This is a genomic window from Streptomyces sp. NPDC002130, from assembly GCF_040296465.1.
GTDB lineage: Bacteria > Actinomycetota > Actinomycetes > Streptomycetales > Streptomycetaceae > Streptomyces.
Window position 1 is genome coordinate 1 of sequence record NZ_JBEOXI010000239.1, and the last position, 12079, is coordinate 12079.

9 protein-coding genes and 1 pseudogene are annotated in these 12079 nt (G+C 74.0%); 6 read left to right on the top strand and 4 right to left on the bottom strand.

Annotated features, from left to right (window positions below; genetic code table 11):
• Positions 1–123 (top strand): annotated as a pseudogene (locus ABT116_RS50975) (Gfo/Idh/MocA family protein); the annotation flags it as partial.
• Position 124: 1 nt separating this feature from the next.
• Here ABT116_RS50975 and ABT116_RS32920 read toward each other — a convergent pair.
• Both ABT116_RS32920 and ABT116_RS32925 read right to left on the bottom strand, forming a co-directional pair.
• Positions 125–4456 carry a cation-translocating P-type ATPase gene (locus ABT116_RS32920; RefSeq protein ID WP_351641264.1) on the bottom strand — a complete coding sequence of 1444 codons (4332 nt, stop codon included), beginning with the start codon at positions 4454–4456 and terminating at the stop codon, positions 125–127.
• A 16-nt stretch (positions 4457–4472) separates the two neighbouring features.
• Complete coding sequence (locus tag ABT116_RS32925) at positions 4473–5030, bottom strand: hypothetical protein (RefSeq protein WP_351641266.1); 558 nt, start codon at positions 5028–5030, stop codon at positions 4473–4475.
• A 252-nt stretch (positions 5031–5282) separates the two neighbouring features.
• On the opposite strand from ABT116_RS32925, the gene ABT116_RS32930 reads away from it, so the two are divergent.
• From ABT116_RS32930 to ABT116_RS32950, 5 genes are all read left to right on the top strand, one after another.
• The gene (locus tag ABT116_RS32930) at positions 5283–5960 is read left to right on the top strand and encodes a nucleotidyltransferase family protein (protein ID WP_351641268.1); all 678 of its coding nucleotides are present in this window, start codon (positions 5283–5285) and stop codon (positions 5958–5960) included.
• A 10-nt stretch (positions 5961–5970) separates the two neighbouring features.
• Positions 5971–6258 (top strand): BON domain-containing protein, encoded by a 288-nt coding sequence (locus tag ABT116_RS32935; protein WP_097214668.1) that lies wholly within the window; start codon positions 5971–5973, stop codon positions 6256–6258.
• Positions 6255–7019, top strand: coding sequence for a metallophosphoesterase family protein (locus ABT116_RS32940; RefSeq protein ID WP_351641270.1), 765 nt, complete (start codon positions 6255–6257; stop codon positions 7017–7019). Before ABT116_RS32935 ends, ABT116_RS32940 begins: the two co-directional genes overlap by 4 nt.
• A gap of 375 nt (positions 7020–7394) precedes the next feature.
• Complete coding sequence (locus ABT116_RS32945) at positions 7395–9059, top strand: alkaline phosphatase D family protein (RefSeq protein WP_351641272.1); 1665 nt, start codon at positions 7395–7397, stop codon at positions 9057–9059.
• Positions 9060–9206: 147 nt separating this feature from the next.
• Positions 9207–10574 carry an alpha-lytic protease prodomain-containing protein gene (locus tag ABT116_RS32950; RefSeq protein ID WP_351641273.1) on the top strand — a complete coding sequence of 456 codons (1368 nt, stop codon included), beginning with the start codon at positions 9207–9209 and terminating at the stop codon, positions 10572–10574.
• A 61-nt stretch (positions 10575–10635) separates the two neighbouring features.
• Here ABT116_RS32950 and ABT116_RS32955 read toward each other — a convergent pair whose 3' ends face one another.
• Both ABT116_RS32955 and ABT116_RS32960 read right to left on the bottom strand, forming a co-directional pair.
• Entirely contained in the window at positions 10636–11889 is a 1254-nt protein-coding gene (locus tag ABT116_RS32955) for a serine hydrolase domain-containing protein (protein ID WP_351641274.1), read from the bottom strand.
• On the bottom strand, positions 11886–12079 hold a 194-nt coding region (locus ABT116_RS32960; RefSeq protein WP_502983980.1), incomplete at its 5' end, for a DUF6895 family protein. The genes ABT116_RS32955 and ABT116_RS32960, both read right to left, overlap by 4 nt.

Sequence of the window (12079 nt, forward strand, 5' to 3'; positions counted from 1 at the left end):
CTGTCCGGCGGGCTGTACCGGGACACGCTGATCCACGACTTCGACGTGCTGCGCTGGGTGACCGGCCGGGAGGTCACGGACGTCTACGCCGCCGGTTCTCGCCCTACGACTTTCGTGTTCCGCCCTACGACGCCACCGGGGCGGCGATCCCGCTCTGGAAGAGGTGCCGGGCCTGGCGGCCCAGGTCGTTGAGACGCAGGGCGAATCGGGCCGCGGCGTCGTAGAGGGCGTGGACGGCCCGGAGCCGCTCGAGGCGGGGGGCCAGGGCCGACAGGGCGATGGCCAGGGCGACTCCGGCCCAGGCCACGGGCCCGAGCGGGGTGCAGCCGAAGAAGTGGCTGACGCCGGGGGTCTGCACGAGAGCGGCGAGGACGGCGGCGGAGCCGAGGGCCGTGACCCACACCAGCGTGCTGTGGCGCCGCCCGGAGAGGGTCTGCACGAGCTGGGCACCGACCACACCGCACAGGGCCATGGTGGTGGACCGGCGTTCGGTGCCGGGGGTGAGCCGGCCGATGAGGTACGCCGCGACCGCGCCGAAGCAGGTGGTGATGCCGCGGCGGCGGATGGAGCGCAGCAGGGGTGCGCCGAGGACGTCGAGGCCCATCGGGCCGGTCGCGGCGTGCTCCGCGGTCGAGGGGTCGCTGCTCGGCGTGACGGCCACGGCCATGGCCGGGAACATGTCGGTGAGCAGGTTGACCAGCAGCAGCTGACGGGTCGACAGGGGCGAGGCACCGGCGAGCAGGGTGCCGAGGACGCTGAAGCCGACCTCGCCGGCGTTGCCGCCGATGAGGATGCTCACCGCGTCGGCGACGCTGCGCCACAGGGCACGGCCCTCGGCGACCGCGTCCACGAGGACGGACAGGTCACCGGTGGTGAGCACGAGGTCTGCGGCGTTGCGGGCGGCCGCCGAGCCGCGCGACTCGACGCCGACGCCGACATCGGCCGCGCGGATGGCGGCGGCGTCGTTGGCGCCGTCACCAGCCATCGCCACGACCCGCCCCGCCTGTTGCAGGGCCTCCACGACGTGCAGCTTCTGCTCGGGTGCGACCCGGGCGATGACGCCCGCGCCGCGCAGGACCCGGACGCGTTCGCGGCGTTCCATGGCGACGAGTTCGTCGCCGGTCACCGCCTCCGTCTCCTCCGGCCAGCCCAGTTGCAGGGCGATGGCGCGGGCGGTCTCCGGGTGGTCGCCGGTGAGCATGACGGGCAGGATGCCGGAGCGGCGCAGTGCCGCGAGCAGGGCGTGCGAGGTGTCGCGCGGGACGTCGGCGAGGGCGACGAAGCCGCTGAACTCCAGGTCCGCGAGCGCTGCGTCGAGTTCGGCCTCGGCGTCGTCGGCCCGGCAGGCTCGGCGGGCGACGGCGAGAACGCGCAGCCCTTGCCCGGCGAGCTCGTGGGCGGTGTCCGAGGCGTGGCCGGGCAGGTCCCGGCAGGCGGGCAGGATCGTCTCGGGGGCTCCCTTGACGACGAGGAGTTCGCCCATGTCCGGGTCGCCGTCGCGACCGACCGCGGCGGCGTAGCCCCGGCGGGTCTCGAAGGGCAGCTCGCCGGTGGGGGCCCAGCCCTGGTCGGGCGGGGCGACGTCGAGGACGGCCTCGTCGGTGGCGTGCGCGACGCGGCGGCCCTGGCCCGTCTCCTCCTGCGGGCAGGCGCGCGCGGCCAGCCGCACGATCGGGTCGGCCTGCTCGTCGTCCGTGGCGAGGACGGTGCCGTCGGCGGTGGCGACGCGGACCAGGCGCAGCTTGTTCTCGGTGAGGGTGCCGGTCTTGTCGAAGCAGACGGTGTCGACCCGGCCGAGCGCCTCCAGGGTGCGCGGGGTGCGGACCAGGACGCCGCGGCGGGAGAGCCGGCGGGCCGCCGCCATCTGCGCGACGGTGGCGACGAGCGGCAGGCCTTCGGGGACGGCGGCGACGGCGACCGCGACACCGCCGCTGACGGCGCGCCGGACGGGGCTGCCGCGCAGCAGGGACAGTCCGGTCACGGCGGCGCCGCCGGTGAAGGTCACCGGCAGGGCCTTGCGGGTCAGTTCCTGGAGCCGGGCCTGGACGCCGGCGGGCGGTGGGGTACGGGCGGCCAGGGTGACGGCCCGGCCCGCCTCGGTCTGGTCACCGGTGTCCACGACGAGGGCGGTGGCCCGTCCGGCCACGACGGTGGTGCCCTCGAAGACCATGCAGGTGCGCTGCGCCACGGGGAGCCCGGGCGTGGCGTCGACGGCCTTGGTCACCGGCAGGGACTCGCCGGTGAGCGCCGACTCGTCGACCTCCAGGCCGTCGACGTCCAGCAGCCGTGCGTCGGCGGGTACGACGTCGCCGGCGCCGAGGCTGATCTCGTCGCCGGGCCGCAGCCGGGCGGCGTCGACGGTGACCGTGCGTTTGCGGCTGTCCTGCTTGCGGGCCTTGGGCTGCTGCCGGGCGGCGAGCCGGGCCAGGGCCTGTTCGGCGCGCAGCCGCTGGAGTCCGCCGGTCACGGCGTTGAGGTCCATGGCGCCGACGACGAGCAGCGCGTCGACGACCGAGCCGAGCAGCGCCGAGGCGACTGCGCCCGTGGCGAGGACGGGGGTCAGCGGGTCGTCGAGTTCGCGGCGTACGGCACCGGCGGCCTGCCACGTCCAGCGGGCGGGGGCGGCGGCCGGGTGCCGGGTCAGACGTGCGGCCTGCTGCCGGGAGCGGTCGGCGAGGAGGGAGAGGCCTCGGGGCTCGCCGTCGCCATCGGCGCGCCCCAGCAGGTCGCGGGCCTCGTGGGGTTCCAGGGCGTGCCAGGGGATGTGCAGCCGGGGCGGGGGCGGGGTGGCCCGGGCGACGCGGACGGCTTCGAGCCAGCCGGTGATCAGGGCGCCCGCGGCGGCGATGTTGACGGGGGCGTGCCGGGTGAGGGGCCACAGGAGGTGGCGGCCCGGGGGCTGCCCGCCGCGGGCGACCAGGAGCCCGGACAGGGCCGCGCCGGCGCGGGCCAGGGTCTGCGACCGGCGTCCGACGCGCCGGGCCACGGGGATCGCCGTGAGCAGCCGCCACACGTCGGCGAGGCCTTTCGGGGCCAGCACGTCGACGCCCCAGGAGACGGCCGCCCGTCCGTCGGTGAGGGCGATGGCCACGTCACCGGCGGGCAGCCCGGCCACGAGGTGCCCGTCGCCGGACTCGTGCAGGCGGGCGACGGTCACGACGACGCGCCCTTCGGCCTGCAGAGCCCGTACGACGTCTCCGAACGGCTTGGCGCTCGGGGCGACCTCGTCGGCGAGCCGGGTGATGTCCTTCAGGTCGGAGCCGCCCGCGATCACGACGTGCAGGCCTGCCCGGCGGGCGGCGTCCAGGACGGCTTCGGCGAAGGGGTGGACCGGGTCGTCGGGCAGGCCGTCGTCGGTGCCGTCCTGTCGCAGGCTGCGCAGGGCGTCGGCGTGCAGGACGAGGGCGTCGGCGATCTCCAGTTGCCGCAGGCGCTCTCCGTTGCGCAGCAGGATCCCGGCGTGGGCGAGGAAGGTGCCGAGGGTCGCGCCGAAGGCGGCCGGTCCGTAGCGGGCGGCCTTGGGGGATCCGGCGAGGACCGCTTCGGCCGCGTCCTTGGCGCTGTGCGTGACGAGGAAGGTGGCGGCGGCGCCGGCGACGCTGCCCGTGCTGGCGTGGGAGGCGTACTCGGCGGCGGGGGTCACCTTGAGCGGCGGCCGGGTGTCCGCGGGGCAGGACACGCTGGCGCGCCGGTGGTGGCAGACGTCGTCGTGCAGTGCCTCGAAGGCCGCGGCCCTGGCCACCGCCTCCGTGAGCTGGTTGCCGCGCAGGATGCCGTCGAGCACGAGGGCCAGCGGGGTCTGGCCGATGCCGTGTGCGGCGGCGTTGGCGGCGGCGAGGACGAGTTCCATGCCGGACGTGCCGAACCGCTGCCGGAGCAGGGCCCGGAAGCGGGGGTTCTCGCGCAGCAGCGTGACGGTGGCGGTGATGACGCGCGAGGTGGGGGGCAGCCGCAGGGACCGGCCGGCCAGGGCACCGGCCGCTCCGGCGGCGTCCAGCAGGATCGCCGCCGCGGTGAGGCGTACCTCGGCGGGGTCGCCGGGGTGGCTGGTGTCCCGGGCGGTCGGGTCCGCGCCCTCTTCGAGACCCAGGCGGGTGGCGAGCGCGGTGGCCCGCTCGGTGACGCGGTCGGTGGCGGCGTGCTCGGCCACGGTGACCACCAGGCGGCCCAGTCCCCCGTCCCAGTACGCCGTGAGGACGTCCGGGTGCTCGACGAGTTCCTCGGCGACTCGGTGGGCGAGCGCTCCGGCGTCGCCGTCGGAGTGCCGCAGCGCGAGGTGGAGGCGCTGCCCGGCCTTCCAGTGCTGTCCGCCGGTCAGGGCGTTGCGCGCGACGTTGCGTACGCGGCGCGTGGTGTCGTAGGCGGACGTCACCGACTGGGCGGTGCTGCGGGCGGCGCCTGCGGCCGCGCCGGCCACGGCCCCGACGAGCGGGGTGACGTCGAAGCGTGTGAGCATCTGCTGCTGTCCCGACTCAGCCGGTGGGGCGGCTGTCGTGTTCGTGTTCGTGTCCGTGGGGCTGCTCGTCGCCGTGGTGCGCGGTGGCCTCGGCGACCTGCTTCAGGGCGGAGGCGGTGGCGGTGTCGCCGACCTTGGCAGGCTGTTCGTGGACGTGCTGTTCCGGCCGGTCGTGCCGGTAGTGGGAGGGGGAGAGCCTGCCGCCGGGTCCTTGCGCGGAGGTGTCGTCGTCCTCGCCGGCCTGGGCGGAGCGGTGGTCGCCGCTGCTGCCGGTGCGTGTTCCGCCGTTCGGCGACGCGCCGTCGGGCCGCTGCTCGGGCCGCGGCCGGGTCAGCCAGGCGACGGCGGCTCCGGTCACCGCCACCGGCCACTCCACCAGTCCGGCCACGCCGAGCACTCCGGCGCCGGCGTAGACGGCCATCCGGCGGCCGCGCGGCGAGACGGCGCCGATCATGTCCAGCGCGCCCGTGGCCACCTTGCCCACCTGCTCCGCGCCCGGCACGTGCCTGAGGCCCGAGGCCACGGCTCGCAACGGCTGCGGAAGATCCGACGAACGTGATGTCTCCTGGTTCATGTCGACCTCCACAAGCGCGTTGTCGGCGGTGTGATCCGGCTTCCCAGCTATTTGCCCCATATTCCGCCTTTGTCAGGTTATGCGCTTGTCTTGTTCGTCCGCCTGTCCCGGGGTGGCGGGCCCGGGCCCGACTCTCTGCGGAAGCCGTCCGTGTCGGGTCGGGAGCGCCGGGTACTCAATGCAGGCACGCAGGCCGTTTCGGGTCCGGGCACCGCACGGGAGCGGAGTGCCCGGTTCGGCGAAGGAGTGGTCATGACGCAGAACGGTGATGACGCGACGCTCGTCCGGCGACCGGGGATCCCCGACCTCCGGACGGCACCGGACGGTGCCGAGCCCGCGCCACCACAGGATCCGCAGGCGGACCAGCCGCTGCAGGAACTCCCCCAGGACCGCAACCAGGCGCTCCTGGAGGCGGCCAAACAGGTCGGCGCCCTGCTGAAGCGCAACGGGCACCTGTTCGCACTGGCCGGGAGTGTGGCAGCGTACGCCCACGGCGGCGAGAAGAACCTGAAGCACGACGTCGACTTCGCGATCCGCCCCGAGGACGCCGAAGCGGTCGCGGCCACGCTCCACGAGGCCGGGCTGACGGTGTACACCCCGCCGGAGGACTGGCTGATCAAGGCCACGTGCTTCGGCCAGCCGGTGGACATCATCTTCGAGCTGGCACACCGGCCGGTCGGCGCGGACATGCTGGAGCGGGCGCAGGAGCTGTCGGTCGACTCGGTGCGCATGCCCGTGCTGGCCCCGACCGATCTGCTGTGGAGTCTGACCGCCGCGTTCTCGGAGCACCACTGCGACTTCGGGGCGGCCCTGCCCATCGCACGCGCCCTGCGGGAGAAGGTCGACTGGGAGAAGGTGCGGCGCGAGTGCGGGGACGAACCCATGCCCGCGGCCTTCTTCTTCCTCCTGGAGCGCCTGAACGTCATCTGAAGGAGCACCCATGAGCACCCACGGTTCCCAGGACGCGGGCGGCGGGCCGCCGGCCGAGAACCTGGACTACCGCATCGCCCACCTCCAGGACCGCCTCGCCTCCGGCGAGCTCGGTGAACTGGGCGTACGGGTCGAGGCCCGCGGCCGGACGGTCCTGCTCACCGGCACCGTGCCCTCGGCACCCTGCCGCGACGAGATCGTGCGCACCGTCCACGAGGAGCTCGCCGGATTCCCCGTGCACAGCGACCTCGTGGTCACCGAGGCGTCCTCCCCCGACCACGCGGAGGAGCTCTCATGATCCGCATCGCAGCCGTCGGGGACATCCACATGGGGCCCGACAGCCAGGGCGTGCTCCGCCCCGCCTTCGAGACCCTGCCCGAGTGCGCCGACCTCCTGCTGCTGGCCGGGGACCTGACCCGGCACGGCACGCCCGAGGAGATGCGGGTGGTGGCCCGGGAGGTTCAGGACCTGGCCGTTCCGGTCGTCGCCGTCCTCGGCAACCACGACCACCACGACGATCGTCCGGACGAGGTCACGGCCATCCTCCGGGACGCCGGCACGCAGGTGCTGGAGGGGCAGAGCACGGTCGTGGAGAGCGGCGGGGCGCGGATCGGCGTCGCCGGGACCAAGGGGTTCGGGGGCGGCTTCGTCGGCCGGTGCGCCGGGGAGTTCGGCGAGCCGGTGATGAAGGAGTTCGTCCGGCACTCGCGCCGGTGCGCCGACGGCCTGCGGGCCGCCCTGGAGCAACTCGCCCAGGAGGGCTGTGACGCGCGGATCGCCCTGACCCACTACTCCCCCGTCCCGGACACCCTGGCGGGCGAGCCGCTGGAGATCTACCCGTTCCTGGGGAGCTACCTGCTGGCCGAGGCGATCGACACCGCCGGCGCCGACCTCGCGGTGCACGGGCACGCGCACGCCGGCACCGAGCACGGCATGACGAGCGGCGGCGTACGGGTGCGCAACGTCGCCCAGCCGGTCATCGGACGGGCCTTCCACGTCTACCACCTGCCGGTGCGGGAGCCCGCAGCGGCCGTCGCAGCCGCCCGACAGGCCCGCTGAACACCTGGCCGGTGAAGGGGCTGATACAGCAGCCGGTTCGGTCCGCGAGTGGCTCGGCGGTCGGTGTCGGCCCGTAGGCGGAAGTGATCCGCGACCGCGGCTGACCCTTCACTTGATCCTTCCGTGCGCTCCGGGCCGACGGGCCCCGCTTGTCGCTCCTCTCGCGCCGCCCGCGTTCGCCGGGCGGCGTTTCTTGTTGCCCGCCGCCTCGCGCACCGCCCCGGCCGGTGTACCGCCTGTGGTGTGAACCCCCCGCACGTCGTGCCCGTTTAAGGCATTTTGTCTGCTTAGCATGCGAGCTCCGCGCTCCGCACGCCGACGATGTCCCCATGCATCCGCACGGGAGCGCAACCGCCCCGTACGAGAGGACACCAGATGGCGCTGACGGGCCGTCGAAGAGCACCGTCCGAGCATGCTTTCTCCCCGCACGACGACGTGCTGCGCACCGCAGCGCCGCACGTCGCCCGCCGCCGGTTCCTGACGGTCACCGCGGCGGCGGCGATGCTCGCCTTCGCCACGAACCGGCCGGCCCGCGGCGCCACCGCCGCTCCCGAACTCGACGCCGCCCGGGTGTCCGACGACCCGTTCACCCTGGGTGTGGCCTCCGGCGACCCGCTGCCCGACTCGGTACTGATCTGGACCCGGCTGGCCCCCGAGCCGTTCGCCGAGGACGGCGGCCTCGGCCAGCAACGGGTCGTCGTCGACTGGGAAGTGGCCCTCGACGAGTGGTTCGCGATCGTCGCGCAGCAGGGCACCGCCACGGCCCATCCCGAGTACGCCCACAGTGTGCACGTCGACGTCACGGGCCTGACGCCGGACAGCCACTACTACTACCGGTTCCGGGTGGGCAGCTGGATCAGCCCCACCGGCCGGACCCGTACGGCGCCGGCCTCGGGCACGCACGCCGCGGGCATGCGGCTGGCCGCCGTGGCCTGCCAGGCCTACCAGGACGGCTACTACACGGCCTTTCGGCATCTGGCGCAGGAGGACGTCGACGTGGTCTTCCACCTCGGCGACTACCTGTACGAGTACCCGGTGGACTCCACCGGTGGGGCCCGTCGCTACACCGACCGCACACTGCCTGACGTGTTCAACCGCGAGACGACCACCCTGGCGGACTACCGGCTGCGCTACGCGCTCTACAAGAGCGACCCGGACCTGATCGCCGCGCACGCCCGGCACCCGTTCCTCGTCACCTGGGACGACCACGAGACGGAGAACAACTACGCAGGCGCCCTCGACGAGAACGGCAGCCCCCAGGAGCAGTTCCTGGTGCGGCGCGCCGCCGCCTACCGGGCCTACTGGGAGAACCAGCCGCTGCGCGTCGAGCAGCTGCCGCAGGGCCCCGATGCCCGGCTGTACCGCCGGCTGGCCTGGGGTTCCCTCGCCCAGTTCGACATCCTCGACACCCGCCAGTACCGCTCCGACCAGGCCTACGGCGACCGGCCGCACGCGCCGGGCAGCGAGTCGGACGATCCGGCCCGCACGCTCACGGGCCCCGCGCAGGAGCGCTGGCTCCTGGACGGCTGGCGCGACTCCGGCGCGCTGTGGAACGTGATGCCCCAGCAGGTGTGCTTCTCCCAGCGCAAGTTCGACCTGACCGAGCCGGCCCGGGTCTCCATGGACGCCTGGGACGGCTACCGAGCCTCCCGTGGCCGGGTCATGGCGGGCGCGAAAGCCGCCGGCGTCGACAACTGGATGGTCCTCACGGGCGATGTCCACGTCGGCTACGCCTTCGACATCAAGGACGACTTCGACGACCCGCAGTCCAGGACGCTGGGCACGGAGGTCACCTGCACCTCCATCGCCAGCGGCGGGAACGGAACCAGCAAGCCGGACAACTGGGACACGTTCATGAAGGCCAACCCCCACATGAAGCACTACGACGGCCGGCGCGGCTACGTCCGGGTCGAGCTGGGCCGTGAGAACGCCCAGGTCGACTTCCGGACCGTCTCGGCCGTCAACACGCCCGGGGGCACCATCTCGACGACCGCGTCCTTCGTCACGGAGGTGGGTTCGCCCGGCCTGAAGTCCGCGTGACACGCCGGGCGTCCGCAGTACTGCACATGGCGCCCTTCCCCGCGCCAAAGCGCGAAACGGGGCGGCCCGGGACATCACTCCGGGCGGCTCCGGCAAGGCATATGGCCTCGCCTGCAGGTTCACCGCGATCGAAGGAGACACATCGAAATGGCCCACAGACATGCCGTGACCGGCCGCCGGGCGGCCCTGACCGCACTCGGCGCGCTCCTCGCCACCGGGTTGCCCTCCGCCGTGGCGGCCGAACCGGCACCCCCCGCGGGTCCGTTGCCCTCGACCGCCCAGACCCTCGGCGCCGACCGGCCGTCGGCTCCGCTGCTGCGCGCCCTGGAACGTGACCTCGGGCTGACCCGGGCCCAGGCCTCCCGGCGGCTGATCAACGAGGCGGAGGCGGGTACCCGGGCAGGGCTGCTGCGCAACGCGCTGGGGAACCGTTTCGCGGGGGCCTGGCTGCGCGGCGCGACCTCGCAGGAGCTCGTGGTGGCGACCACCAAGGCCACGGACGTTCCCGCCATCAAGGCCCAGGGTGCCAAAGCGGCCGTCGTGAAGAAGACGCTGCGCGACCTGACGGCCGCGAAGAGGAAGCTGGACCGGGCGGCGGCCCGCGTCGGCACCCACGACACGCACCTGTGGTACGTCGACGTCCCGACGAACCGGGTCGTCGTGGAGGCCCGGACCAAGGCCGCGGCCGCCGCGTTCATCAAGGCGGGGGGCCTCGACCGCAAGGGCGTCGGCGTCAAGGTGACGGCGAACCGGCCGCGCCTCCTGGCGGACATCACCGGCGGCGACGCCTACTACATCAACGACGCCGCCCGGTGTTCCATCGGCTTCTCCGTCACGAAGGACGCACAGCAGGGCTTCGCCTCGGCGGGCCACTGCGGCAAGAAGGGCGACACGACGACCGGCTTCGACAGGACGGCGCAGGGCACGTTCCAGGCCTCCACGTTCCCGGGCAAGGACATGTCGTGGGTCGCCGTCAACGACCAGTGGAGCACGACCGCGAACGTGAGGGCCGAGGGCGACCAGAAGGTGCAGATCACCGGCTCGGTCCAGGCTCTCGTCGGGGCCGCCGTCTGCCGCTCCGGCTCCACCACCGGGTGGCACTGCGGCAGCATCGAGCAGCACGACACCAGCGTCAGCTACGACCAGGGCAGGGTGGACGGGCTGACCCGGACGACGGTGTGCGCCGAGCCGGGCGACTCCGGCGGGCCCTTCGTCTCGGGCGTCCAGGCACAGGGCGTGACCTCCGGCGGTACGGGTGACTGCAGTAGCGGGGGCACCACGTTCTACCAGCCGATCAATGCGCTGCTCAGCGACTTCGGCCTCACCCTGAAGACCGCGGCCGTCCCATCGGCGCCTCCGCAGGGCAACGCCACGCAGGCGTGGGCAGTGGGCCGTGTCTACGAAGCCGGTGCCACCGTGCTTCACGCCGGTGTGCGCTACCGGTGCCTGCAGACCCACCAGGCCCAGGGCGCATGGGCGCCCACCCGCACGCCGGCCCTGTGGCGGCGGGTGTGACGAGGGGTCAGGGCTGTCCGGCGCCCGCGCGGAATGTACCGCCGGCGCCGGACGGGGCCCGCTACTCCTGTGCCAGCAGCGCGTACGCGGTGACCAGGAACGGGTCGTGGGCGCGGAAGCGGCGGGTGCACACCGCGGCAAGGGCGGTGCCGGTGTCGGCGCGAAATCCCAGGAACGCCTGGTGGCCGAGGGTCGCGCCGCTGTGGAAGTACATCGGTCCGCCGTCCGTCGGGTGACGGAACCAGGCGATGGTGTGGACGTGCCGGTGCCCGATGCCCCTGCGCAGCACGGGGCGGCGCACCGCCCGCAGGGCGGGGGCGAGGTGCGGTGACACGCCGGCCGGGTCCAGGTGGGCCTCGAGGAAGGTGAGCAGGTCGTGCGGCGTGGCCCGTACGGCACCCGCCGCCTGGAAGCCTCCGGCGTCGAAGGCGGGCACGGGTGACACGCCGTCCCTTCCGTGCCCGGGGGCGTCGAGACCGGAGTCGTCCGCGCGCAGGGTCGTGCCGTCCAGACCGAGGGGGCGCAAAACCTGGTCGGTGAGCATGTCCTCCCAGGGGGTGCCGGTCGCGGCGACCAGTGCGTGTCCGAGTACGGCGACGCCGAAGTTGGAGTAACGCCACCGGGTGCCGGGGCGGTGGCGCGGCCGGTGGCGCAGGAAGGCGTCGACCACCCGGGCCTGCGGGAAGCGGGCGTAGGGGTTGGTGGTCCAGGCGGGCAGGCCCCGGAGGAAGAATCCGGCCGGCAGGGCGGGCAGTCCGGAGGTGTGGGTGATCAGGTGGGCCAGCGTCACCGGGTTCGCACCTGCCGGCAGCCCCCCGTCCAGGAGGGCGGCGGCCGGTTCACCACCGGTCAGCCGGCCGATGCGGATCAGCCGGGCCAGCAGCAGCCCGGTGAACGTCTTCGTCGCCGAGCCGATCTCGTAGCGCAGGTTCTCGCGGGCGAGCGGCGGGGGCGGGGCGGTGCCGCCGCTCACGACGCTGCGGCGCCCGTGCCGGGAGAGGGCGAACACCACGTGCGGGGCGTCGGATGCGGTGACGGCGTCGGCGAGCCGCTCGAGGACCCGGCCGTCGTCGGCAGGAGATTCCCACGGCGGAAGGCGTGGAGCGGGCCCAACGGTCGTGAGCGCGGCGCGCGGGTGCCGGGACTCTTCCGACGGCGTGTCATGCGGGGCGGGGGACCGGTGCGCAGGTGTGCCGCGCGAGGCCTCCGGGTCCTCGTCGGCCGGCGCGTGGCGTACGGCCGACGACTCGTCCGCCGCGGGTTCGGCCTCGCCGAGCGGTCCACCCGGCCAGGGTGCGTGCCGAGGGGACGTCATGACGCATGCGCCAGCAGGGACAGGGACCGGGATGTGGCCAGTACGGAGGCGTAGGCGGCGACCAGGGTGGGGTGGTAGACGATGTCGAACACCTCGTCCGGCGGGCCCTCGGGCATCGTCCGCAGGGCGGGCATGGCGCCGTCGGGCTGCTGCGCTGCGGGTTCGACTTCTCGTTCACCCTGGAGGACCA